25 protein-coding genes are annotated in these 23,464 nt (G+C 38.9%); 18 read left to right on the forward strand and 7 right to left on the reverse strand.

What is annotated here, in order from left to right:
- Window positions 1-60: 60 nt before the first annotated feature.
- On the forward strand, window positions 61-240 hold the full coding sequence (locus PR761_RS02635; protein WP_006815295.1) for a YoaH family protein: 180 nt from the start codon (window positions 61-63) through the stop codon (window positions 238-240).
- 187 nt (window positions 241-427) lie between these two features.
- Entirely contained in the window at window positions 428-766 is a 339-nt protein-coding gene (yebF, locus tag PR761_RS02640; protein WP_230083599.1) for a protein YebF, read from the forward strand.
- Window positions 767-889: 123 nt separating this feature from the next.
- Here the strand turns inward: yebF and PR761_RS02645 are convergent, their stop codons facing one another.
- Window positions 890-1,120: a DNA polymerase III subunit theta gene (locus tag PR761_RS02645; protein ID WP_006815293.1), complete on the reverse strand. Its 231-nt coding sequence runs from the start codon at window positions 1,118-1,120 to the stop codon at window positions 890-892.
- A gap of 294 nt (window positions 1,121-1,414) precedes the next feature.
- Here PR761_RS02645 and ftnA point away from each other — a divergent pair, with 294 nt between their 5' ends.
- The 4 genes from ftnA (at window position 1,415) to PR761_RS02665 (ending at window position 3,786) form a co-directional block, all read left to right on the forward strand.
- Window positions 1,415-1,918: a non-heme ferritin gene (ftnA, locus tag PR761_RS02650; protein ID WP_006815292.1), complete on the forward strand. Its 504-nt coding sequence runs from the start codon at window positions 1,415-1,417 to the stop codon at window positions 1,916-1,918.
- Window positions 1,919-2,115: 197 nt separating this feature from the next.
- Window positions 2,116-2,502, forward strand: coding sequence for a copper homeostasis periplasmic binding protein CopC (copC, locus tag PR761_RS02655; protein WP_006815291.1), 387 nt, complete (start codon window positions 2,116-2,118; stop codon window positions 2,500-2,502).
- A gap of 1 nt (window position 2,503) precedes the next feature.
- Window positions 2,504-3,400: a copper homeostasis membrane protein CopD gene (gene copD / locus PR761_RS02660; protein ID WP_006815290.1), complete on the forward strand. Its 897-nt coding sequence runs from the start codon at window positions 2,504-2,506 to the stop codon at window positions 3,398-3,400.
- Between the two features lie 44 nt (window positions 3,401-3,444).
- On the forward strand, window positions 3,445-3,786 hold the full coding sequence (locus PR761_RS02665) for a DUF2511 domain-containing protein (RefSeq protein ID WP_006815289.1): 342 nt from the start codon (window positions 3,445-3,447) through the stop codon (window positions 3,784-3,786).
- A 454-nt stretch (window positions 3,787-4,240) separates the two neighbouring features.
- On the opposite strand, the gene PR761_RS02670 is transcribed toward PR761_RS02665, so the two are convergent.
- The 3 genes from PR761_RS02670 to yebS form a co-directional block, all read right to left on the reverse strand.
- Complete coding sequence (locus PR761_RS02670; protein WP_006815287.1) at window positions 4,241-4,474, reverse strand: DUF1480 family protein; 234 nt, start codon at window positions 4,472-4,474, stop codon at window positions 4,241-4,243.
- A 149-nt stretch (window positions 4,475-4,623) separates the two neighbouring features.
- Window positions 4,624-6,963 (reverse strand): PqiB family protein, encoded by a 2,340-nt coding sequence (locus PR761_RS02675; RefSeq protein WP_006815286.1) that lies wholly within the window; start codon window positions 6,961-6,963, stop codon window positions 4,624-4,626.
- Complete coding sequence (gene yebS, locus PR761_RS02680) at window positions 6,938-8,164, reverse strand: membrane integrity lipid transport subunit YebS (RefSeq protein WP_039855227.1); 1,227 nt, start codon at window positions 8,162-8,164, stop codon at window positions 6,938-6,940. The genes PR761_RS02675 and yebS overlap by 26 nt, the downstream gene beginning before the upstream one ends.
- Before the next feature lie 128 nt (window positions 8,165-8,292).
- Here yebS and PR761_RS02685 point away from each other — a divergent pair, with 128 nt between their 5' ends.
- The 5 genes from PR761_RS02685 (at window position 8,293) to htpX (ending at window position 13,646) form a co-directional block, all read left to right on the forward strand.
- On the forward strand, window positions 8,293-8,775 hold the full coding sequence (locus PR761_RS02685; protein ID WP_006815284.1) for a GAF domain-containing protein: 483 nt from the start codon (window positions 8,293-8,295) through the stop codon (window positions 8,773-8,775).
- 110 nt (window positions 8,776-8,885) lie between these two features.
- A complete protein-coding gene (gene proQ, locus PR761_RS02690; protein ID WP_039855225.1) occupies window positions 8,886-9,572 on the forward strand; it encodes an RNA chaperone ProQ in 687 nt (228 codons plus the stop codon).
- Between the two features lie 19 nt (window positions 9,573-9,591).
- The gene (prc, locus tag PR761_RS02695; RefSeq protein ID WP_006815282.1) at window positions 9,592-11,634 is read left to right on the forward strand and encodes a carboxy terminal-processing peptidase; all 2,043 of its coding nucleotides are present in this window, start codon (window positions 9,592-9,594) and stop codon (window positions 11,632-11,634) included.
- Between the two features lie 202 nt (window positions 11,635-11,836).
- Window positions 11,837-12,550, forward strand: a complete 714-nt coding sequence (locus PR761_RS02700; RefSeq protein WP_112836861.1) for a cell envelope biogenesis protein TolA — start codon at window positions 11,837-11,839, stop codon at window positions 12,548-12,550.
- Window positions 12,551-12,761: 211 nt separating this feature from the next.
- The gene (gene htpX, locus PR761_RS02705; protein ID WP_006815280.1) at window positions 12,762-13,646 is read left to right on the forward strand and encodes a protease HtpX; all 885 of its coding nucleotides are present in this window, start codon (window positions 12,762-12,764) and stop codon (window positions 13,644-13,646) included.
- Window positions 13,647-13,912: 266 nt separating this feature from the next.
- Here the strand turns inward: htpX and PR761_RS02710 are convergent, their stop codons facing one another.
- A complete protein-coding gene (locus PR761_RS02710) occupies window positions 13,913-14,134 on the reverse strand; it encodes a DUF2594 family protein (RefSeq protein WP_006812858.1) in 222 nt (73 codons plus the stop codon).
- A 239-nt stretch (window positions 14,135-14,373) separates the two neighbouring features.
- On the opposite strand from PR761_RS02710, the gene PR761_RS02715 reads away from it, so the two are divergent.
- The 3 genes from PR761_RS02715 to PR761_RS02725 all read left to right on the forward strand — a co-directional run bounded on the left by PR761_RS02715 (window position 14,374) and on the right by PR761_RS02725 (window position 16,356).
- Window positions 14,374-15,573 (forward strand): sugar transporter, encoded by a 1,200-nt coding sequence (locus tag PR761_RS02715; RefSeq protein ID WP_112836857.1) that lies wholly within the window; start codon window positions 14,374-14,376, stop codon window positions 15,571-15,573.
- 107 nt (window positions 15,574-15,680) lie between these two features.
- A complete protein-coding gene (locus PR761_RS02720; RefSeq protein ID WP_006812860.1) occupies window positions 15,681-16,013 on the forward strand; it encodes a DMT family transporter in 333 nt (110 codons plus the stop codon).
- A 37-nt stretch (window positions 16,014-16,050) separates the two neighbouring features.
- Window positions 16,051-16,356 carry a DUF333 domain-containing protein gene (locus PR761_RS02725; RefSeq protein WP_039854021.1) on the forward strand — a complete coding sequence of 102 codons (306 nt, stop codon included), beginning with the start codon at window positions 16,051-16,053 and terminating at the stop codon, window positions 16,354-16,356.
- A 53-nt stretch (window positions 16,357-16,409) separates the two neighbouring features.
- Here the strand turns inward: PR761_RS02725 and dsbB are convergent, their stop codons facing one another.
- Both dsbB and nhaB read right to left on the reverse strand, forming a co-directional pair.
- Window positions 16,410-16,925, reverse strand: coding sequence for a disulfide bond formation protein DsbB (dsbB, locus tag PR761_RS02730; RefSeq protein ID WP_039854022.1), 516 nt, complete (start codon window positions 16,923-16,925; stop codon window positions 16,410-16,412).
- Window positions 16,926-17,136: 211 nt separating this feature from the next.
- Complete coding sequence (gene nhaB / locus PR761_RS02735; protein ID WP_006812863.1) at window positions 17,137-18,687, reverse strand: sodium/proton antiporter NhaB; 1,551 nt, start codon at window positions 18,685-18,687, stop codon at window positions 17,137-17,139.
- A 220-nt stretch (window positions 18,688-18,907) separates the two neighbouring features.
- On the opposite strand from nhaB, the gene fadR reads away from it, so the two are divergent.
- The 4 genes from fadR (at window position 18,908) to PR761_RS02755 (ending at window position 23,412) form a co-directional block, all read left to right on the forward strand.
- Window positions 18,908-19,624 carry a fatty acid metabolism transcriptional regulator FadR gene (gene fadR / locus PR761_RS02740; protein ID WP_039854370.1) on the forward strand — a complete coding sequence of 239 codons (717 nt, stop codon included), beginning with the start codon at window positions 18,908-18,910 and terminating at the stop codon, window positions 19,622-19,624.
- 461 nt (window positions 19,625-20,085) lie between these two features.
- Entirely contained in the window at window positions 20,086-21,387 is a 1,302-nt protein-coding gene (locus PR761_RS02745) for a D-amino acid dehydrogenase (RefSeq protein WP_154611139.1), read from the forward strand.
- 38 nt (window positions 21,388-21,425) lie between these two features.
- The gene (gene alr / locus PR761_RS02750; RefSeq protein ID WP_006812867.1) at window positions 21,426-22,490 is read left to right on the forward strand and encodes an alanine racemase; all 1,065 of its coding nucleotides are present in this window, start codon (window positions 21,426-21,428) and stop codon (window positions 22,488-22,490) included.
- A gap of 169 nt (window positions 22,491-22,659) precedes the next feature.
- Complete coding sequence (locus PR761_RS02755; protein ID WP_006812868.1) at window positions 22,660-23,412, forward strand: MipA/OmpV family protein; 753 nt, start codon at window positions 22,660-22,662, stop codon at window positions 23,410-23,412.
- The last annotated feature ends 52 nt before the right edge of the window (window positions 23,413-23,464 follow it).

The following is a 23,464-nucleotide window of genomic DNA, read 5'->3' on the forward strand; positions in this document are numbered from 1 at the left end:
TAAAATTTACCGAAAAATCTTAATGTATAAAAATGAGTCAATGACTAAAAGAGGTTAATTATGTTTTCTGGTATGCCAGCACTTTCCCATGAAGAACAACAAGAAGCGGTTGAGAAAATTCATCAGCTAATGTCTGAAGGTATGAGCAGTGGACAAGCAATCGCATTGGTAGCACAAGAAATTAGAGAAAAACATCAAGGTAAAGAGCAAATTATTGCGCGTTTCGATGACGAAAATTAATAAAATATAAACATACTATTAACATTCAAATGTAATTCTGATAAATTTAGTATTAGTTAAGTCATTTTGCTGATAAGTATTATTTTGTAACTAAACTCAAAGTTGCAGTATTAATCGATATATTTCAGTTATGGCAACTAAAACGGATCTAAATTTAGCCTACATCGAATAGGCACCGGAGGATGGTATGAGTGTTAATAAAAAGATGGCAGTAGTTTTAGGAAGTTGCGCTTTAGTATTTAGTTCTTTTGCATTCAGTGTTAACACGGACGAAGGTAAAGCGGCTCCATTTGTTAGCTGTGGAAATTTAACTGAGCCGCAAGTTGCCGCGCAAGTAAAAAGTGATTTTATGAATAACCGTTTACCGCGTTGGACAGAAGAGAAGGCTGCGGTCGGTAAAAAAGCAGTAGCTTGGGTCAATGATAGTGAAGTGACCAAAACGGATGATGGCTATATTGTCCCCCTGGTTGTCAGAGGTTCAAAATCTGATCTCCATTACCGTGTTGCAGTAAATTGTAAAAAATAATACAGTGACTTATAACACCAGTAAATAATAGTAACATTTAAGTTTTATAGCATTTTAAAAGGAGAAGATAATTCTCCTTTTTCGTCTATCAATATAAAATAAGGTTATCAATCTATTAGTTAGCTAGCGACTTTTTGGCTCATAAGGTAGTCGAGCGAAGTTCATAGATAGTTTACGATAGTGTACTAATCGTTCTCTAAAATACTCCCTGAGATGTTCAGGTTGCTCCCGTTCAACCACTTCTGGAATAATAGGAATATTATAACGTTCTTTGAATGCGACGCCGGAAGCAAGCAAATCGATGTTGATTTTGTCCATCTCGTCTTTAGGTAGCGAGGCAAGATTGTAACTCATTTCAAATCCTAACGGTTAATATCAATAAGTTGAATTGTAGCAACTGCGACTAAAAAAATCTTGATGGATTTAACCTTTAAATATTCTTATCAAAAAATCTGAAATGGGATTAATTGGCTTTAATTGATCTTGAATCTTTATATCAAAGATAAATAAGAGTGATTCGCGTTATTTTTACAAAATATTATTGATTATCAATAAATTAATTTTTGTTTCAGGTATGTTTTCCTAAGTCATTTATTATGTTACTGTGCTTAAATAACCTCATGAATAAATCATTAATAAGGTAAAAATATGTTAAAAGCTGACATGATTGACGCGTTAAATAAACAATTGAATCTTGAGTTTTTCTCTGCGAATTTATATTTACAGATGAGTGCATGGTGTAGTGATAAAGGCTATGAAGGTGCGGCAGCATTTTTGAAAGCACACTCACAAGAAGAAATGGAACACATGCAGCGTTTATTTAATTATCTTAGCGATACTGGTGCATTACCTCGTTTAGGCCAGATTTCTGCACCACCGGAAGATTTTAAATCTATTGCTGATGTTTTTAGCCAAACTTATGAACATGAACAATTAATTACTTCTGAAATTAACAAACTTGCTCATTTAGCGATGACGACTCAAGACTATTCAACATTCAACTTCCTGCAATGGTATGTTTCAGAACAGCATGAAGAAGAAAAACTGTTTAAATCTGTTCTGGATAAATTGGGAATGGTCGGCGAATCAGGTAAATCTTTATTCTTGTTAGATAAAGAGCTGAAAGGAATGGCGACAGCTTCTCATATTTAATTTAATGATGATTTTAAATATAAAGCTCCATATCAGTAATGAATGGAGCTTTATTTTTTGAGAGTGAGTTTTATTCGCATTTTGTGTGAAAACTCACAAGCTAGGAAATTAAACGTTTTTTTCAGCGGATAAATAGAAATTTTTCCGTATAATGATTGGTCTTTAAAGTAAATTCACCTGAAAATTAAGGGGTTACTATGCCTATCAAACATATAAAGTCTTCTTGGCGTAAACTGAGCGCTGTCGCGGTTCTGTTTTTAGGAATGTCACTTCAGCAAGCTTTTGCTCATGCCCATCTAAAAGATCAGCTTCCGGCAGAAGGTGCGGCAATAGAACAGGCACCAGAATCGATCACTTTAAATTTCTCTGAAGGCATTGAAGTTAACTTCACTAAAGTGAATGTAATAGGCCCAAATAACCAAGCGGTTAAGACAGGCAAAGCATCGTTAGATCCAAGCAATAATACGCGCGTGATCATCCCAGTAGAAACTAAGTTAAGCACGGGTAAGTATGATGTGCAATGGAGTGTTGTTTCTGTTGATGGTCATAAAACCAAAGGAAACTATAGCTTTACTGTGAAGTAACATGTCACTGGAAGCCTTTTATACCTTAACCCGCTTTGTCCATTTTATTGCTGCGATGTTGATGTGTGGCATGTCAATATTCGCGGTGATGCTCAGCCGTGGGCAATTTGGCGATCTACTTCGTGGCTATTTGAAAAAAGGCATTGTATTTAGTGCCATTATTACCACGATTAGTACTTTTTGTTGGATGGTTTCCCAAGCAGGTTTGATGGGAGATGGCTGGGATGATGCGTTAAATATCGAAATTTGGCAGGACGTTTTTGAGACTAATTTTGGTCATATATGGCGTTGGGAATTGATCTGTGCTGTTGGTTTATTCGGCGTGTTGTTTATTCGTTCAATTAAAGTAAAACTTCATTTAATCCTCTTCCTTTCTATTATCATATTAGGGCTTCATGCATTTATTGGGCATGCAGCTATGTATGAGGGAAGTGTTGGTGTTTTCCATCGAGTTAATCAGTTTATACACCTTATCAGTGGCGCTTATTGGTTTGGTGGATTATGGCCATTTTTGATTTGTATCCAATTTATCCGTAGTAAAAAACACTTAAAATCAGGATTAGAGCAGCAAATTACGGTGACGATGAAGCGATATTCACAAGTTGGGCATTTTGCTGTTATTTGCGTCTTAGTGACCGGTATTGTCAATAGTGTACTTTTGGTACCTGACTGGCCATTAACGCAGATGACATCGGAATATCAAACTTGGTTATGGTTTAAAATCAGTTTGGTTGGCTTAATGGTTCTTTTGGCACTTATTAATCGCTATGTAGTTGTACCAAACTTACAACGTAAAGGCCGCTTAAACTATTTAATTATGAATAGTTGGGCCGAATTATTACTAGGAACTATGGCTATTTTAGCGGTAGCTATTTTTGCCTCTTATCAGCCTATATAGTCTAGGCTAATATCTATTTCTTCTTGTATTCAAAGGTTATTTTGATGAAACACACATTAATCGTTTGTTCGTTATTACTCGGCTGTACAGTTAGTTCAGCTTTTGCTGCGCCATTAACGTCTGTAAGTAAAAAACAGTTTGGTGCAGACTGGCCATTAAAGCGTGAGGAGGTGATGCTGGAGTGTCGGAGTAATGGTGCACTAATAGTTATCAATCCATCAACATTGATGCAGTACCCTTTGAACGATATCGCACAGGACTTAATGGAAAAAAAACAGATCCAAGCTCAACCCATTGATGTATTACTTGCACCATCAGATTCGAAAAAAACCACTGAAGAGCGTATCTTACCATTAAAACAAGCAGCACAAAAATTATGTGAGTAAACAATAGTTTAATACTTATCTGATATTTTTAATTTTAATCTGTAATTAGATTAATCGATGGTATTAATCTGTAACTTAAATAATTTCAAGCTACTAGCATTTCGTCAGTGATATCAAGGGAATGATTTTTGAACAATTTTAGTGATTGTTCGGATCGGTTTAACTTATCATGCAAAGAGCTAAACTTTAGAGAATCAAACAATAATTTGTGTTAAAAATATGTAAATAAATTGATAATTAAAGTGGTAAGAACGTGCTTTGGAAGCTAGTATTAGATTGTACTTTGTTACGTCTCAATGGCAATTTTAGCGCACGGCTCTGCCAGAGCCATTTCCCAAGGCCCGGTAATCGGAATCTACCAGGCCTCTTTTTTTGCATATCATTTCCCATCGAATCATCTCTTCAAGAGCAACGTTGCTTACCATCTGCATTACACGAGTAAACATCAGCTTCATTAGGCAACTCTCATCACCCAATGATGATTTTCTTTATCGTAACGTTGACGATAAAGGAGTACCGGTTTTTCATCAATTGTTGCAGGGATACTGGTATGTTCATCCCAGCCATCTAATTGCATACAAAACTCGGAATCAGAATCGCAAGGGATACTGAGGGTATCATGATATTTTTCAGGCATAACCGCATCATTGATTTCATAGGAAGATATTTTCAATTTAACTATGCACATAATAATTCCTCTTTACTTGTTATTTTTACAATAAAAAACCTGCCCAACGGAATTAAGCATAGTATAAATGGAATCTATTTCCAAAATATTTTTTTATGAGGGCTGGGGCGGGAATGGCGTAATGCTGAAAACATTACGCCAGATAGCGATTATTTTTTAGGAATAGGGGTTCCCCAGTCTAACCAATCAGCAGGAGGTTCTAATTTCAGAATGAAATGCTGATCTGCTTTGGCGCGAGGCGCTAAAGGTACTGTTGGTGGTGTTGCCAATGAAATGCCACCACGGACAAACTGTTTAAAGGTACCACTTTTTACCACGCCGCCTGTCAAGCCAAATGCGAGATTATAGCCAGAAGATAACCAGAATTGAGTATTATCACGGATTAGGTATTGGTATTCTTTGCCAATACGCGTTGCAACATAAACACGATCGGAAAGCTCTCCCAAATATAACCCTGTGACTGTACCAATTTCTAAGCCTCTGAATAAAATTGGTGTCCCAACTTGGATTGATCCCGCCTCAGAGGCATCAAGGAAGATAGTTAAGCCATCTAAATAACGAGAATCAGTGATATTTGCAGTTTGCAGCTCAAATTGGAAACGACTCTTATTACTCCGTCCTGGCTCGGCACTGATATAAGGTTGGAGTAGTGTGTCGAGGTTATTGAAGCCTGATGGTGACAACTCAGGCGTCACAATCGCGAAACGTGTACCTATTTTTGTGAAGTTTGCGACATATTCAGGATATAAAATAGCCTTAGCTCGGACTTCGCGATTATCGGCAGACAGTTTTAATGATTCGATTTGCCCAATATTGATACCCAAGTAACGAATTGGCATTCCTTCAGATAATTTAGATGCATCGAAAGTGGTGAGTATCACTGCGCTACCAATCGCTTTCGCAGCTGTTTCTGAAGGATAAAGAGTATGCTGACGAGAAGAGTCAGGTGTGCCGACTTGGATATTATCAAAACTAATTGCACCACTAAATGCTCGGCTCAATGGTGAGGCTTGTACCGTTAACCCATTTGCATTTAATTGTACTTTTGCACCACCCTCAGCCCAAAATACACTCTGCGGCGTGAGTAAATGACGATATTGACCAGATATATAGATGTTGACGGCAAACCCATCATTATTAGGTTTAATCGAAACAATTTTACCAACTTCAAATTGGCGATAAAGGACAACTGAACCTTGTTGAATATCGGGTAATGTTGAAGTATTTAAAGTAATAGTAGTAGGGGGTGCTGCACCTAAAATTCCCGCTTTAGCATTGTCATCTGTACGGTATAGAGGAAAGGCTACGGGTAGGTCATCTTTACCTTTACCTGGGATGATATGTAGCCCTCCATCAAGCCATTCCTGGGGGGTAGCTCCTTGGAATTGCACACCAGTCATACCAAGCTGTACATCCACTCGGCTATTCGCAACAAATTTACTATCATGTTTAACTAGGTGCTTAAATTCATCAAAAACGGTAATTTGGAATTCGACATTGTCATTGGATAAGTGACGCTGTAACACTTGGCCGACTTTAATGCCACGATAAATGACGGGTTGTCCAACATCAACCCCAAATGTATCTAACGCGGTAAGCTTAAGCTGCAAGTCTTCTTTTCCCTTTTGGTCTAAGGGAATAATGGCATCTTTACTGTTTTGCAAAACATAATGCTGCCCCTCTTGAGCCGGAAGACTATTTGCGGGAGAGTCAAAAGAGATTGCGCCATTAATTACCGCGGAGAGACTTTCCATTTTAATATTAGCGCCAGAATTGAGATTAAAGCCACCTTCAATACCAGAGGCATTCCAAAACTGGCTATCTTGGCGAACCAAATTGACATAGCGTTTTTTGATAATAGCGGCGATTGATACGCCTCCATTATCCGGTAGAAGTGAATAATCAGAAATATAGCCTACAGGAACCTTACGATAATAAATTGCAGAATTTTCATTGATAGAGCCGAGGTCACTTGCGGTCAGGTAAATGAGTAATTCACCTTCATTAATATTGCGCTGGGGCTGAGCATCTAAAGCAACAAACCGTTCTTTGGGGGAGCCTGTGCCAGGCTGCATCCCAATATAGTTGCCTCCAACTAATGCATCTAAGCCAGATACGCCAGCTAGCGATGCTTTTGGCGTTATGAGCCAGAAGCGAGTGCCAGTTGTCAGTGCTGAACGCATATCTTTATTAATTCTGGCAGTGACTATGATGCTTTTCATATCATCACTGATAGTCACGGTTTGCACCATGCCGACTTCAACACCCTGGTAACGAATAGGGGTTCGGCCAGCAACGACTCCCGATGCCGATGAAAATTGAATGGTGATTTCGGTACCACGTTCGACCCATTGTTGGAATAGTAGCCAGCCCGCGATCAGAATGGCAATAATCGGTAGAAGCCAAAAGGGTGATATTCTCACTCTTTTACGCGTGATAGCTTCTGGAACCTCTTCATTAGGTTCACTTTTTTGCTTTTGATTTTCCATAAGAATCCCAAATTAATCGACTGTCTAACCACTCAACGGCAAGGATAGTTAAAATAACAGCGGTACCAAAATATAAGGCCGCAGGTCCCATTGTAAATGACATCAATAGATCGCGGTTGACGAGTGTCATCATGAGTGCAATAACAAATAAATCTAACATTGACCAACGCCCAATCCATGAAACAAATTTAAGTAATTTCATGCGTAAAACAGGGTCAGTATGACTGTTTAATTGAATCGAAAATAGTAACAGTATCATGATGATTATTTTTACAAATGGCACCAAAATACTGGCAATAAACACAATCATTGCAATCGGCCAATTTCCAGAGTCAATCAACGAAACAACCCCAGAATAAATGGTGTCTTCCATCCGTTGCCCATTCAAATAAAAAATTGAAATTGGCAGAAGATTAGCAGGAAACAATAGCACCATGGCGGCGATCAACGCTGCCCAGGTTTTTTGTAAACTTAATGGTTCACGATAGTGAAGTGGTCGATGGCATCGCTGACATTTCCCTTTTTTATTAGGAGATCCGGTAAAGTGACAAGCGGTACAGACTAATGCATGAGGCGCATTAGCCTGCTCTTTCATCGGATAAAGTCGCCGCCACAATTCATCAAGATTAATGTGAATCAAGATAAGTAAACTCAATATGGTCATTGTAGTGAAGGCTATAAGGCCATGGCCAATATCCACAGTGGCATAATCCTGCATTTTGATTGCAGCAATTCCTAATCCAACGAGATATACATCTAGCATCACCCACTCTTTTAAATGTTTCATCACTAATAAAACAGGCCGCATATTCATGCCTAAGTAGCGAGCTAATACTAAGTATAAGATAGAAATGGGCAATAATAGCGGGGCGGCGATAGCACAAAAAGCGACTATGCTGGCGGTAAAAGGGTCACCTTGCTGGCTAATTAACCTAATTCCTTCCAATACATTGGCATTTATTTGTGTACCAAAAAGATGAATTGAGATGAGCGGTTGCCAAAAAGCAATAGGCGCGAGCATCAATAAAGTAATAGATAATAGTGATAGTCGACGTAGTGACCAAGAACGGCCATCGTTTAATTGACTAGAACATTTAGGACAAACAATGACTTGTCTTGATTGAAAGGGGGGAGTCATTATTTTTTGGTTGCAATAGCAACATCGTTGCAAAATCATGGCAGTATGATTAATGTGGTTCATATGTGCTCATTGTATTAATTAACTTGCATGTAATCTAGTGTAAAAAAATTTACGCAAAAGTGACAACTTGCTAACCTTGGGTCTACGCTTACTAATGTTTTTACTTATTTACGTATTACAAAAAATATATGGATAAAAAGAAGTATTATCTCGAACTTTCAGATAGTTTGTCTGCACTACTTGCTGGAGAGTATGATTTAATTGCCAGTTTAGCAAATACCAGTGCATTATTATTTGAACGCCTATCAGGTGTTAACTGGGTTGGCTTTTACTTGAATAATGGACAAGAATTGGTTCTTGGTCCATTCCAAGGAAAAGTTGCCTGCGTACGCATTCCATTCGATAAGGGAGTTTGTGGATTGGCATTTACCCACAACCAAACTCAACGAGTGGAAGATGTGCATGCATTCCCCGGTCATATCGCGTGTGATGCAGCAAGTAACGCTGAAATCGTTTTTCCTCTAAGGGTAAATGACCAAATTATAGGGGTTTTAGATATAGATAGCCCAAATATTGGTCAATTCAATCAAGAAGATGAAGAAGGGCTTCAATACCTTACAGACCAGTTGTGCCAACACTTGGCTATGTGTTCTATGCCAAAATATTACTAAATATTAGTATGTAAAATTAATAGGAACGTGGCAATTGTCAGCAACACGATTATAATGTCGGCTTGTTCATGCCCGTGAGGTTGGCAAAATCGTTGTTATCAGGAAATTTCATGGAAAATCAACCTAAGTTGAATAGTAGTAAAGAAGTTATCGCATTTTTGGCAGAGCGTTTTCCACGCTGTTTTATCGCTGAAGGCGAAGCACGTCCGCTTAAAGTCGGAATTTTTCAAGATATCGTAGGAAGTTTGACCGAAGAAGATGGTATTAGCAAAACGCAATTACGTTCTGCGTTACGGATGTACACATCTAGCTGGCGTTATCTCTACGGTGTTAAAGAGGGAGCAAAGCGTGTTGACTTAAATGGAGATGACTGCGGTGAATTAGATGCAGAACACATTGCCCATGCTCGTCAACAGTTAGCTGAAGCCAAAGCAAGAGTTCAAGCTCAGCGCGCGGAGCAGCAAAAAACGCAAAAGCGTCCAGCTGCAAAAAAACCGAGTGATAAAGCTGCACGCAATACTGATGCGAATAAAGAGAACTCTTCTCGTCGCCGTCCATCAGACAAAAAAGAACGCCCACAAAATACAGCTCCGACAAAATCTCGTAGCAATGAAGCTGAACAGAATTTGAAGTCAGTGACTGATATCAACACACTTAACGTCGGTCAGGCGCTAAAAGTTAAAGTTGGTTCCAGCATGATGGATGCCTCTGTACTGGAAATTGCCAAAGATGGTGTTAGGGTTCAATTGCCGTCTGGTTTGGCAATGATTGTGCGCGCGGAACATTTAAAGTTCTGATACGGAGGTCACTCAGGTCATGAACAAATTACTTAAAATTGCTTTTGTCGTTAGTCTCGCAACTTTCGGCACTGCAATAGCTAATACTCAAGCAGTGGCTCCGGTCACTGCTGCCCAGTTGCCTGTTTTAAAGCAGAATACACAGCATGGTACTGTTAGCGAAAGGGTAACATCACGTTTCACTCGCTCACATTATCGTCAATTCGACTTAGACAAGGAGTTTTCTGGGAAAATATTTGACCGTTATCTGAACATGTTAGATTTCGGGCATAATGTTTTACTTCAATCTGACATCGACCAATATGCGAAAGATAAAGCGCAAGTGGGTGAATGGCTTGAAGATGGCAAGTTAGATAAGTTTTATGACCTGTATAACCTTTCTCAGCAACGTCGATTTGAACGTTTTCAATATGCGCTTGCGCGTTTAGACCAACCGATGGATCTAAATGCGCACGATTCTATTGAAGTTGATCGCTCTAAGTCGCCTTGGCCTAAAGATAAGCAAGAGCTAGACCGTTTGTGGGATCAAAAGGTCCGTTATGACTGGTTAAGCTTGAAGTTGTCAGGTAAAGATGACAAGGAAATTAAAGAAAAATTAACTAAGCGCTATAAATTTGCTTTAAAACGATTGACACAAGCGCAAAGTGAAGATGTATTCCAGTTAATTATCAATGCGTTTGCCAGAGAAATTGACCCGCATACAAGCTATTTATCTCCGCGCAGTACTGAACAATTCAATTCAGAAATGAGTTTATCTCTTGAGGGTATTGGTGCGGTTTTACAACAGGATGATGATAACACTACGATCAATTCCTTAGTGGCAGGAGGTCCAGCAGCTAAGAGTAAAGAGTTGAAAGTAGGGGATAAAATTATTGGTGTTGGTCAAGTCGGTAAACCGATTGTGGATGTTGTCGGTTGGCGTTTGGATGATGTTGTTGCATTAATTAAGGGACCGAAAGGTAGCCAAGTTCGTCTGGAGGTTGTTTCTGATACTAAGGGGGCGAAGCCACGCATAGTCACCATAGTGAGGGAGCAGATTCGACTCGAAGATAGAGCCGTAAAACTGACAATCAAGCAGCAAGGCAAAGAGAAAGTTGGTGTATTAGATATTCCAGGTTTCTACGTCGGTTTAACGAATGATGTAAAAGCTGAACTCCAAAAAATGGCGAAAGAAAATGTCTCGGCTCTAATTATTGACTTGCGGGGCAATGGTGGCGGAGCATTAACGGAAGCAGTGGCATTATCTGGTTTATTTATTAATAAAGGTCCTATTGTTCAAGTTCGTGATAACAATGGTCAAGTGCGTCAAGATGCGGATGATGATGATGTTATTTACTACAAAGGGCCATTAGTCGTTTTAGTTGATCGCTTTAGTGCTTCAGCTTCTGAAATTTTTGCTGCGGCCATGCAGGATTACGGTCGAGCATTAATTGTGGGAGAGCCAACCTTTGGTAAAGGAACCGTTCAACAACACAGAAGCATAAGTCGTGTCTATGACCAAATGTTGAAGCCAGAATGGCCATCTTTAGGTTCAGTGCAATATACCATCCAAAAATTCTATCGTGTTAATGGTGGTAGTACTCAGCGAGAAGGTGTTACTCCTGATGTTGTGATGCCTACAGGACAAGACCCTGCTGAAACAGGGGAAAGCTTTGAAGACAATGCATTACCTTGGGATAGCATTCCTCCAGCAAATTACACGAAAGCTGGAGATATAGCGCCAGATTTGTCAGCCATCAAAACTAAACATTTAGCGCGTATTAACGTTGACCCTGAATTTAAGTATATTGATGAAGACATTGCTCGTTATAAAACGTTGAAAGAAACTAAAAACTTGATTTCTCTTAATTATGCTCAGCGTTTGAAAGAAGATAATGAAATAGAAGCCACCAAGTTAAAGCGCATTAATGAACGTAATGTGAAGCAAGGTAAGCCGTTATTAAAATCTATTGATGATTTACCTAAAGACTATGAAGGGCCAGATCCATACTTAGATGAAACAGTTAAAATGGCAATAGACCTTTCTAATCAAAACACTAAGATGCTTTCAGGTACAAAATAATAAAAATAAGTTCGAAATAAATAAGGCCAGCATATGCTGGCCTTATTTTTTAATTTATTGATATATAACGCATTGCTTTTATTAGATATTCTTCCAATGATGATACCTTGGCTTTTATGCAAAAAAAGTGGTTGGTTTTCTTTCTCTTTTTTAAATATATCCTACACTTCAGTTGAATGTTCCTTATTAATGAGGCAAAACAATGAGTAAAACGCTGGTTGGCTTATTCGCTGTAGTGGCTTGTTTGATTTCATCTATTGGTACCGCAAGTGCAAGAAATTATCCTTGCTCTGGAGCCAAAGGTGGAATTAGCCATTGTGATAATGGGCAATTTATTTGTAAGGACGGCAGTACTAGCCGTTCAGAACAAGTTTGTACAACTGAATTGAAAAACTCAATTAACAAAAGTGCAGGCATTAGTACAGGTATTGGGGCGGGTGTAGCAAAGCAGGCGAGCAAACCATCTGCGGTAGATTCTATCAAAGAGACGGGTGATAACATGAGTAAAACTGCAAAAGAAAAGGCATCAAAGGCAAGTAGTAAAGCAAAAGATACGGAGAAGGAAACCTCTAAAGCAGTAAAAGGCTCGGCTGATAAGGCTAAAGCTAAAGAGAAGGAAGCCTCCAAAGTAACTAAGGATAAAGCAGATAAAGCCAAGGCTAAAGAGAAAGAAACCTCTAAAGCTGTGAAGGATAAGGCGGATAAAGCGAAAGCCGACAAAGCGAAAGCCGACAAAGCCAAAGCCGATAAAGCCAAAGCAGACAAAGCTAAAGCAGACAAAGCTAAAGCAGACAAAGCTAAAGCTGATAAAGCCAAAGCCGATAAAGCCAAAGCGGACAAAGCTAAATCTTCAGCAAAAACTACAGCTAAAGTCTCTAAAGACAAAGCCGGTAAAGCGAAGACTAAAACGAGCTAAACTAACTTGATATTTTTGCTGGGAGTTGTATGAGCAAAATGTTGTATATCACCTAGATGCCGTCTATTAAGACGGCATTTTTTATTTGTGTGTGTAAAGATATGTTGTTTTATGGTTTTTTCCTGTTAATGGGCTTGAAATAGTGTGAAAAAACCTTATTTATAAAGTAAATTTGTCGTGGTATTGGTTTTTACTAAGGGAACTATAAAAAATGATGAGAATTGCTTTATTCTTGCTCACAAACTTAGCTGTTATGTTTGTGTTCGGGATTATTTTAAGTTTAACCGGGATACGTGGAAGTAGCGCACAAGGTCTGCTGATTATGGCTGCATTATTTGGCTTCGGTGGGGCATTTATCTCATTGCTGATGTCTAAATGGATGGCATTAAAGTCAGTGGGTGGTGAAGTTATCGAACAACCACGTAATGAGATGGAACGGTGGTTGGTGAATACCGTTAGCCGCCAAGCTCAACAGGTAGGTATTCAGATGCCTCAAGTTGCTATTTACCATGCCCCAGATATTAACGCATTTGCAACGGGTGCGCGTCGTGATGCTTCTTTGGTTGCGGTAAGCACTGGATTATTGGAAAACATGAGCCGTGATGAAGCTGAGGCGGTTATTGCTCATGAAGTTAGCCATATCGCAAATGGTGACATGGTGACTATGACCTTATTACAAGGCGTGGTAAATACCTTTGTTATCTTTATTTCGCGTATTCTGGCTCAAGTCGCTGCTGGTTTTATGTCGAATAATAATGACAACGAAAGTGAAAGTAGCAATGGTAATCCAATGGTTTACTTTGCCGTATCCATGGTGCTGGAGATTGTATTTGGTATCTTAGCGAGCATTATTACCATGTGGTTCTCTCGTCATCGTGAGTTCCATGCGGATGCTGGTTCTGCGAAATTAGTGGGTAAAGAGAAAATGATTGCTGCCTTACAGCGCTTAAAAACCAGTTATGAGCCACAGGAAGAAGGGCGTCTGATGGCATTTTGCATTAATGGCCGAGGTAAAGCATTTAGTGAATTATTTTTATCGCACCCACCATTAGACAAACGTATTGAAGCACTACGTTCAGGTCAATACCTGAAATAGTCACCGCGCTAATAAAAATTGAGATACAACGAAAGGGAAATACAGTGTGTTTCCCTTTTTTAATCTGTGGGTATCAAGCTAAGAATAGAATTTTAGGCAAAAAAAAGCCCCCTTCATAGGGATCTGAAGGGGGAGCTAAATGAATAAAGAATGGTTTAATTCGAGATCAAAGATAAAGGATTTTAGATATTGATACTTAGGTTTTTGTGCAGTTTGAAATGCGTTTTACCTACAATAATCCAAAATCGCATTTATCGTTAAATATCTTATTGACGATAACCCGCTTTAATTTGTTCTAAGATATTTTTGTATGTCTCTGCCTGCTTATCGTCTTCCATTGAAGCCACTTCACGTTGCATTTTGATCAGGATTTTACCTGCATCGGCTTGACCAATAGCTTTAAGCATGTGAGTTACTAAATTTTTTAAACAAGTCACTTCATCAGCTAAGGTATTTACGTCTGGCTCTGTTGGAAAATGGGTTTTCATTTATGAATTCCTGTAAGGATAAAAAGTAATTTGCAGATTGTAGCATAGAAGAAACAAATCTGTCGCTTTTCAAACTAGGGGGATATAGGAAGGTAAATGAATTATCCTGCTATGTGGGCATTGAGTGATTATGAGGATTTTCAATCCTTTAAAGATGAATGACTAGTGTGATATTATTCACAAAAATGAACTAAAGGCTATTATTGGCCTTAATTATCATCAATAGGGTGTAGTAAACCATGTCCCAGGTTTCCATAACCACAGCGTGGATACGTGTATTAGCACTTTCCGTTGCTGCTTTTGTCTTTAATACTACCGAATTTGTTCCTGTAGCATTACTCAGTGATATTGCAGAAAGCTTCCACATGACGGTTGCCCACACAGGGTTGATGATCACCATCTATGCATGGGTTGTTGCCGTTATGTCCTTACCTTTAATGTTATTGACGGGCAAGTTTGAGAGGCGAAAGTTATTGGGGATCCTATTTATTATATTTATCCTCAGTCATATTCTGTGCGGGATAGCATGGAGCTTTGAAGTATTGATTATCGCTCGTGTTGGCATTGCATTATCACATGCTATTTTTTGGTCCATTACCGCTTCATTAGCAATCCGTGTTGCACCATCGGGTAAGAAGGCTCAAGCATTGGGCTTATTAGCGACGGGAACGGCACTTGCTACGGTATTGGGGTTACCTCTAGGCCGAGTGATAGGGCAATGGATGGGATGGCGAGTCACATTCTTGTGCATTGGTGTGCTTGCTTTATTTACCATGATTGTACTCTTACGTTTTTTACCACGCTTGCCAAGCGAACATTCTGGCTCCTTAAAAAGCTTACCTATTATTTTTAAACGTCCTGCATTAATCGGTGTATTTGTATTGATTACAGTAGTTATTACGGCACATTTTACGGCGTACAGTTATATTGAGCCTTTTATTCGTGATGTCGCTTTACAGAGTCAAAACTTTGCCACTCTACTATTATTGATTTTTGGTGGCGCGGGTATTTTTGGTAGTGTGTTATTTAGTCGCTACAGTAGCCGTTTTACGCTCACATTCTTACCTGCATCGATTGTCTTACTCACGATTTGTTTAGCGCTATTTATGCCATTAAGTGGCAACGTTTGGACCATTGTCGGTATTTCTATTTTTTGGGGGATTGCCATTATGTGCATTAGTCTGGGTATTCAAGTCAAGGTTCTTGATTTGGCGCCTGATGCGACGGATGTGGCTATGTCTATTTTCTCTGGATTATTCAATATAGGTATTGGTGCGGGCGCGTTATTAGGCAATCAAGTTATTACACATATGGGTATGACTAACATTGGTTATGTGGGGGCGGTCATCAGTATCTTGGCTCTCACTTGGTGTTTGTTTATCTATATCCGTTATAGGACGGTATTTAGTGGCAAACAAGTGTTAGTCACCGATCATTAAGTCTATTTAATTCATTTTGCACTGTATTAATTAAACGTTAGTAGGGTGCTTTTTATTGTGTTAAATTTCTGCAAAATTTTAGATTGATGAATAAATAAAGGTGAATAATGAAAGGACTAGGATTCTTATTAATGTCTATTGTTGCGGAAGTGATTGCCACTACTACATTAAAAGCCTCCGACGGTTTTAGTCGATTCTGGCCCTCATTAATTGTGGTTATTGGTTACGCTATTTCGTTTTGGGGATTATCACAAGTTGTTAAAGTGATGCCATTAGGGATTGCGTATGCTATCTGGTCAGGATTAGGGATTGTCTTGGTTTCTGTGGCTGCGATCTATATTTATAACCAAAAACTCGATTTACCAGCAATTATTGGTATGCTATTAATTATCGTCGGCGTTTTAATCATCAATCTGTTTTCAAAAAGTGGTACTCACTAATGAGGCAAAACAGAGTTTGATATTATTGGAGAAAAGAATGAAAAGGAAAAATCACACTCTGTTAAAAACGGTGATTACGGTGGGAGCGACTACAATGATGGCGATTTTATTGACCGCGTGTAGTAACTCAGAATCGCAAAAAATGACACGGGCTGAAAATTCAGGTGCTCGTTATGCGCAGCAAGTCGTAAATTTAGGACCAGAAGCTCAAGAAGCTTGTGTTTCTGCGGGTGGTTTGCCTTCATTAAACTTAGAGTTGAATGGTGAGAAAACGCCAGTCTGCCAATTTGCCAATGGTCGACGTTGTGCGGTGACGGCGATCCGTAGTGGAGCTTGCATATAAATCAGTGATAAATAGTCCATCAATTAATGAAACGATGGACTATTTATTAAGTGTTATTTTTTGGTAGGGAAAAATAGACTAATAGTGACAATAATACCCACGAGTAAGTAAGCTGCAAAAATACCAATTAGCCACTGTGGCATATCTAAACCTAAAAATGCCCATTGTCTTACAGCACAATCACCGGTCGCTTCAAATACCGATGGAACCCACTCTTGAAGAGGTAGCCAATCAGGGAAGTTGACAAAAAAATCACAAGAAGCAAATGGTGATGGGTACAGCTGTAGCATGGTATGTTCCCATGAAAGCTCTAAGCCTCTCCATGCAGCATACAACCATATACCGATAGCAATCACTTTAACGAGTGTATTTTTAGGTGCAATTGCACCAATTAAGCCTGCCGCAATAATACCCATCAATGCAACGCGTTCATAAATACACATAACACAAGGTTGTAACTTCATAATATGCTGAAAATACAGGGCTGCACACTCAAGCATAAAGGCAGTAAATGCCATGAGTAGCCAAGCAGATCGTCCCTGTGAACAGTAATTAAAAAATCTGAACATAAATAAAATCCCTTAATCAGTGATGCTCCATTTTGCCTTTATCTGAATGATAAAAAAAGCGACAAAATGAGAATAAAATAATAATAGATTAAATTTTACGTTTTATTACAAAAAAGCCGCATTATAAAGAGCCCCCCAGTAATTGGTTGTCCAACTATGGGGGGGCATTTCATTATCATGCGGCTTAAAATAGATGAGTAGATAGGTACTATTAGCGTGGTATGGTGATTAGCCCTATACTTTCCATCCAGTCAGTAGCTGGAATTAACCAAAGTTCTACACCTAATAAACCTGCAATGGTCATCACGATGGTATATGGCAAAGCCATCCATACCATCCGCCCATAAGATAAGCGAATCAATGGCGCTAATGCTGAAGTTAATAGGAACAAGAATGCCGCTTGACCATTTGGTGTCGCTACAGAAGGTAAGTTGGTTCCTGTATTGATTGCTACCGCAAGATGTTGATATTGCTCCATCGAGACTAAGCCTTCATTAGCCGCTTTCATCGCTTCAGTAATATACACCGTTCCTACGAAGACGTTATCAGATACAGCGGATAATAATCCGTTAAATAGATAAAATAATGAAAGCTGTGATGACTCTGAGGATTGAAGTACAAACTGGATAAATGGCGTGAAAAGCTGCTGATCAATGATCACGGCGACAACGCTGAAAAAGACAGTAAGTAGCGCGGTAAATGGTAGCGCTTCTTCAAATGCTTTACCTAAAGCATGTTCTTCGGTGATCCCGCAAAAAGCGGTAGCCATAATAATGACAGAAAGACCAATCAAGCCTACATCCGCCAAATGGAATGCTAAAGCGACAATAAGCCAGATACCAATTATCCCTTGAATGATAAGTTGAGCCTGCTCTTTTTTTGTGCGCTTAGCACTCATTTTTTTATCATGCTCAGTGAGTACTTGGCGAACGGTTTCGGGTAATTCAGCCCCATAACCGAACAGCTTAAATTTTTCGACTAAGAAACAGACTATTAAGCCACAGAAAAAGACAGGGATAGTGACGGGAGCCATACGCAGATAAAAAGTAATAAAATCCCAATCTACATGCTTAGCTATGATGAGGTTTTGAGGTTCTCCCACCATGGTCATGACTCCACCCAGAGCCGTACCGATCCCTGCATGCATCATGAGGCTACGTAAAAAGGCTCTAAATTGCTCTAAAGTTTGTTTTTTCTCAGCGGTATCAATGAAGCTGTCATTTTGCAAATCAGTATTACTGTGCTGACGAGACGCATATTGATGATAGATGGAATAAAAACCAATTGAAACGCTAATTACCACTGCAATGACCGTTAATGCATCTAAAAATGCAGATAAAAACGCACTTGCTAAGCAAAATGATAGCGAGAGAATTCGTTTAGAACGTACGTTTATCAGTAGTTTTGTGAATACAAACAGCAAAAGCTGTTTCATGAAATAGATACCTGCCACCATGAAGATCAATAGCAAGATAACTTCAAGATTATTACTAATTTCATGAGAAATTTGCTTTGGGGTGGTCATGCCAATCAGTACAGCTTCAATGGCTAATAAACCACCAGGTTGAAGCGGATAGCATTTTAAAGCCATGGCTAATGTGAATATGAATTCAACGACTAACAACCAACCGGCAATAAATGGGTTAATAAAATAAAATACAATTGGGTTTATTATTAAAAACAATATGATAACAAGTTTGAACCAATCAGGAGAGTTTCCTAAGAAATTTTTCAAAAATGCTCTTTTTAGACTAAAATCCATTATGATTTATGAACCTCTTTTACTGGTGTTGTGTGACTACACGTTACATACTACTCTTATCTTTTACATAAATTAAGCTTATTCGCTAATAGATAATGCATTAATTATATGAGGTTTTTACGATTAGCCAATGGTTTATTGGAAAGCTAACTATCTCAGATAGTGACAATCTGATATGATTTCTCACAGCCCGTCTAAAAATGTTTGGAATAATAAAAATATGGTTATTAAAGCTCAAAGTCCGGCAGGTTTCGCGGAAGAGTATATTATTGAAAGTATCTGGAACAACCGCTTTCCACCAGGATCAATTTTACCGGCTGAGCGCGAGCTATCTGAGCTAATCGGTGTTACACGAACGACGTTGCGAGAAGTTTTACAGCGTTTAGCTCGTGATGGGTGGCTAACTATCCAGCATGGTAAACCGACTAAAGTGAATAACTATTGGGAGACTTCAGGATTAAATATTCTTGAAACACTTGCCAAACTCGACCATGACAGAGTACCTCAATTAATTGATAATTTACTGGCGGTTCGTACCAATATTGCCGCGATTTTTATCCGTACTGCATTTCGTAATAACCCAGAAGAGTCATTAGAAGTGTTAGCGGGTAAGGATAAAGTAGAAGATAATTCAGATGCGTTTAGTGACTTAGATTACAATATTTTCCGTGGTCTAGCATTTGCATCAGGTAACCCTATCTATGGGCTGATCATTAATGGTCTGAGAGGCTTATATACCCGTGTTGGGCGTTACTATTTTTCTAATCCAGAAGCCCGTCGTTTAGCCCTTAGCTTTTACCAGCAGCTGAGCAATTTATGCCGTGAGCAAGCTTATGACCGCATTATGGACTGCGTTAGAAATTATGGTAAGGATAGTGGGGCAATTTGGCATAATATGCAAAGTGCTATGCCATCAGACCTAGCTAAAAATATCTAAACCGAATAATAGTTATCCGTTCTTTTTGTAAGCCAGTGCTAAATAAGCACTGGCTTTTTTATTATTATGATTGGCTTAAATCATCCATATGGTATTTTTTGGTTTTAAATATTGTAATTTTAATTATTTTTGGATGTTAATTCTTCACTGTGTTGGCTTTCGATATTTGGCGATAAAAAAGTTATTCAGGATATTCTATTGAATTTTAAATATAAAACTCTGTTTAATTTATATCACACGTATAACAATAAAAAGAAAATTAAAAGTAACCAATTGATATATAAGGCACATGAAAAGATTAGGCTATTTTTTGATTGGAATAAAATAGCGAAAGACGAATGAGAATGGAATTTTTGTGGGTTATTTAACTTTTTTGTTAAAAATGTTAATCAACTGTATTGGAAAATAAAAACTAGAATATTATTCTAATCATTAAATACATTTGGTTCTAGAGAGGCTCTATGAAAGTTCTCATTTTAGGTGCGGGTGTTATTGGTGTCACGACAGCATGGTATTTAGCGCAAGAAGGTCATGAAGTGCTAGTGGTTGATAGACAAATGGATGTTGCGGAAGAAACCAGTGCGGGTAACGCAGGGCAAATATCTCCAGGCTATGCAACTCCATGGGGGGCTCCAGGCATTCCGTTAAAAGCAGTCAAATGGATGTTTGAAAAGCATGCTCCTCTAGCGATAAAGCCTGATGGTAGTCTATTTCAGCTTCGTTGGATGTGGCAAATGCTGAAAAATTGCGATATGCAGCATTACACCATGAACAAGAGCCGAATGGTGAGAATTGCTGAGTATAGCCGTGATTGTATTAGGCATCTTAGGGCGGATACTGGGATCAGTTATGAAGGACGGGAAGGTGGAACGTTACAACTGTTTAGAACTACCAAGCAGTTTGATAATGCTGCAAATGATATCGCAATACTTCAGCAAGAAGGTGTTCCTTATGAGTTACTCTCCGCGGAACAATTAGTGACAGCAGAGCCTGCATTAAAGTTTGTACAGCATAAACTGACAGGAGGATTGCGTTTACCTAATGATGAAACCGGAGATTGTCAGCAATTTACGAAAAAACTCGCTAAAATGGCGCAATTAGCGGGGGTTAAATTTAGGTTTGGCTGTCATGTGGAAAATATTTTAACGGATAATAAACGTATCAGCGGTATTCAAATCGATGGAGAAATCTTAGTCGCAGACCGCTACGTTGTTGCGATGGGCTCATACTCTACCGCAATCCTACAGTCATTAGTAAAAATCCCCGTTTATCCCCTTAAAGGCTATTCACTCACCATGCCAATTGTTGACGAAGCACATGCGCCAGTTTCTACCGTTCTTGATGAAACTTATAAAATAGCGGTGACGCGATTTGACGATCGTATCCGTGTTGGTGGAATGGCTGAAGTCGTTGGTTTTAATCTTGATATATTGAAAAAACGCTGTGATACCTTAAAAATGGTGGTACAAGATTTGTATCATGGCGGCGGAGATATCAGTCAGGCTCAGTTTTGGACAGGATTACGCCCTATGACGCCGGATGGTACACCTATCGTCGGCCCGACTGCCTATAGCAATCTATATTTAAATACAGGGCATGGGACATTAGGGTGGACTATGGCGTGTGGTTCAGGGAAACTGCTTGCCGATTTAATCTCTGGAAACACCCCAGATATTGCTGCTGATGATCTATCTATTTTTAGATATATCGATGGTTTTAATACTCAATTGGTAACAAATAATCATTTATCGCCAGCGCGTTAATTGAGCGGTTGAAAATAATTAAATAGTAAGGAAGAGCGATGCCTCGCCCAATTCGTGCGGTTATTCATTTACAAAGTTTAGAACATAATCTATCCGTGATTCGACAGAATATTGGGGCAGCAAAGATTTGGTCAGTACTTAAAGCAGATGCTTATGGGCATGGCATTCATCGGGTTTGGCGTGGGCTGAAAAATACGGATGGATTTGCTGTTCTCGATTTACATGAAGCTATTTTATTACGTGAAGAAGGGTGGGAAGGTCCTATATTGTTGCTGGAAGGTTTTTTCCAACAGGAAGATTTGCAGGTTATTGACCAGTATCAGCTGACAACGAGCGTTCATAGTCACTGGCAATTAACTGCGATTGAGCAAGCGACTCTCCATCAGCCATTATCCGTTTATATTAAGCTAAATAGTGGGATGAATCGTTTAGGATTTACTACGGAAGAATATGTGAGCGTTGTATCCAAATTACAAAGTATGGCGAATGTCAAAAATGTGACGTTAATGAGCCACTTTGCTAACTCAGATATACCTTCTGGAATAGATCAACCATTGCAGAAAATTATGCAATTTGATGGCTTGCATTTGAATACGTGTATCGCTAACTCAGGTGCTGTTTTATGGCACAAAAATACGCATTATGATTGGGTCAGAGCTGGAATAGTGCTGTATGGTGCTTCACCTAGCGGTAAATGGTCGGATATTGAAAAGTATAATTTACAAGCTGCAATGTCTTTGCAATCAGAAATTATTGCTATTCATGAAATTCAAGCTGGTGAGTCAATAGGCTACGGTAGTAAGTTTACTACGACTAAACCGATGCATATCGCAACAGTAGCCTGTGGTTATGCGGATGGTTATCCACGACATGCCCCATCAGGTACACCCGTATGGTGCAATGGAATGCGTTGTTCATTATTAGGGGCTGTTTCTATGGATATGTTAACCATTGATATCAGTGATTGCCCGGATGCTAAATTAGGCTCTCTCGTTGAATTATGGGGACAAAATATCCCTGTAGATGACGTAGCTGAAGCAGCAGGTACAATCGGTTACGAATTATTATGCGCTCTTGCAAGGCGCGTCCCCATTGATTTTTAATCATAATTTATTATATAGATGGGTTATTAATTTGTAATCATTAATGAGAAAGATAGACAATTCACTGAATTTAGCTTTAAATGTGATGTATACAGCGAATTTGCGGTAAGCTTTCCGCGTAACACATAATTTTTGTCAAACCATCTAAAATTTTTAGGCTTAATTTAATATGTCCAAAACAATTAAAGTAACCACACTTGCTCTTGTTCTGAGTGCAATGTCTAGTGCTGCTATGGCAGGAACTTGGTCTGTTGGTGCATCTGTATTAGCACAAGCAACGCCGTATAAAGGAATTAAGTCCAGCGATTATTTAACGCCAGTTCCGATGGTTAACTATGAAAGTGAGGATTTTTACTTTCGTACCTTAGCGGTTGGATACTATTTATGGAACGACAAAGTCGATCAAATTTCTATCGATGCTTATTATTACCCTCAATTCTTCAAACCAAAAGAAAATGATAACGAATCCATGCGTAAACTGGATCGCCGTCGTGATACGGTGATGGGTGGATTTACCTATAAGCACAATGCGGACTGGGGTACATTAAGATTTATTGGTTCTGGTGATATGCTTGGCGTCAGTAAAGGTTTACGTGGTGAAGCCGCTTATTTATATTCATTCAAAAGCAATGGTTGGGCATTAACCCCAGGTATTGGTATTAAATGGGATAGCGAAAAGCAAAACCGTTATGAATACGGAGTTAGTTCTAAAGAATCGAGAAATAGCGGTTTAGCACGCTATCAGCCGGGCTCTAGTTGGACTCCATATGTTGAGTTATCAGGTAACTACCGTTTTGCTGATAATTGGACATTATTTGCGATGGGGCGTGTTGATAAATTATCAAACGAAGTGAAAGATAGCCCAATGGTTAACAAATCATATTCTGCAATTTTGTGGAGTGGTGTGACTTACACTTTCTAAGTTACGTTTAACAACGTTTCTTAAAATAAACCCCAATATGATTTTTCATTTT

The sequence above is a fragment of the Providencia sp. PROV210 genome, assembly GCF_028479445.1.
GTDB lineage: Bacteria > Pseudomonadota > Gammaproteobacteria > Enterobacterales > Enterobacteriaceae > Providencia > Providencia rustigianii.

Bases quoted from the DNA above. Each gene is read 5' to 3' on its own strand.
- PR761_RS02635 (WP_006815295.1), top strand. From the start codon at position 61: ATGTTTTCTGGTATGCCAGCACTTTCCCATGAAGAACAACAAGAAGCG.
- alr (WP_006812867.1), top strand. From the start codon at position 21,426: ATGCCTCGCCCAATTCGTGCGGTTATTCATTTACAAAGTTTAGAACAT.
- PR761_RS02710 (WP_006812858.1), bottom strand. From the start codon at position 14,134: ATGAAAACCCATTTTCCAACAGAGCCAGACGTAAATACCTTAGCTGAT.
- copD (WP_006815290.1), top strand. From the start codon at position 2,504: ATGTCACTGGAAGCCTTTTATACCTTAACCCGCTTTGTCCATTTTATT.
- PR761_RS02755 (WP_006812868.1), top strand. From the start codon at position 22,660: ATGTCCAAAACAATTAAAGTAACCACACTTGCTCTTGTTCTGAGTGCA.
- yebS (WP_039855227.1), bottom strand. From the start codon at position 8,164: ATGAACCACATTAATCATACTGCCATGATTTTGCAACGATGTTGCTAT.
- PR761_RS02670 (WP_006815287.1), bottom strand. From the start codon at position 4,474: ATGTGCATAGTTAAATTGAAAATATCTTCCTATGAAATCAATGATGCG.
- PR761_RS02700 (WP_112836861.1), top strand. From the start codon at position 11,837: ATGAGTAAAACGCTGGTTGGCTTATTCGCTGTAGTGGCTTGTTTGATT.
- PR761_RS02745 (WP_154611139.1), top strand. From the start codon at position 20,086: ATGAAAGTTCTCATTTTAGGTGCGGGTGTTATTGGTGTCACGACAGCA.
- proQ (WP_039855225.1), top strand. From the start codon at position 8,886: ATGGAAAATCAACCTAAGTTGAATAGTAGTAAAGAAGTTATCGCATTT.
- ftnA (WP_006815292.1), top strand. From the start codon at position 1,415: ATGTTAAAAGCTGACATGATTGACGCGTTAAATAAACAATTGAATCTT.
- PR761_RS02725 (WP_039854021.1), top strand. From the start codon at position 16,051: ATGAAAAGGAAAAATCACACTCTGTTAAAAACGGTGATTACGGTGGGA.
- PR761_RS02645 (WP_006815293.1), bottom strand. From the start codon at position 1,120: ATGAGTTACAATCTTGCCTCGCTACCTAAAGACGAGATGGACAAAATC.
- PR761_RS02715 (WP_112836857.1), top strand. From the start codon at position 14,374: ATGTCCCAGGTTTCCATAACCACAGCGTGGATACGTGTATTAGCACTT.
- htpX (WP_006815280.1), top strand. From the start codon at position 12,762: ATGATGAGAATTGCTTTATTCTTGCTCACAAACTTAGCTGTTATGTTT.
- PR761_RS02685 (WP_006815284.1), top strand. From the start codon at position 8,293: ATGGATAAAAAGAAGTATTATCTCGAACTTTCAGATAGTTTGTCTGCA.
- copC (WP_006815291.1), top strand. From the start codon at position 2,116: ATGCCTATCAAACATATAAAGTCTTCTTGGCGTAAACTGAGCGCTGTC.
- PR761_RS02665 (WP_006815289.1), top strand. From the start codon at position 3,445: ATGAAACACACATTAATCGTTTGTTCGTTATTACTCGGCTGTACAGTT.
- yebF (WP_230083599.1), top strand. From the start codon at position 428: ATGAGTGTTAATAAAAAGATGGCAGTAGTTTTAGGAAGTTGCGCTTTA.
- nhaB (WP_006812863.1), bottom strand. From the start codon at position 18,687: ATGGATTTTAGTCTAAAAAGAGCATTTTTGAAAAATTTCTTAGGAAAC.
- PR761_RS02675 (WP_006815286.1), bottom strand. From the start codon at position 6,963: ATGGAAAATCAAAAGCAAAAAAGTGAACCTAATGAAGAGGTTCCAGAA.
- fadR (WP_039854370.1), top strand. From the start codon at position 18,908: ATGGTTATTAAAGCTCAAAGTCCGGCAGGTTTCGCGGAAGAGTATATT.
- dsbB (WP_039854022.1), bottom strand. From the start codon at position 16,925: ATGTTCAGATTTTTTAATTACTGTTCACAGGGACGATCTGCTTGGCTA.
- PR761_RS02720 (WP_006812860.1), top strand. From the start codon at position 15,681: ATGAAAGGACTAGGATTCTTATTAATGTCTATTGTTGCGGAAGTGATT.
- prc (WP_006815282.1), top strand. From the start codon at position 9,592: ATGAACAAATTACTTAAAATTGCTTTTGTCGTTAGTCTCGCAACTTTC.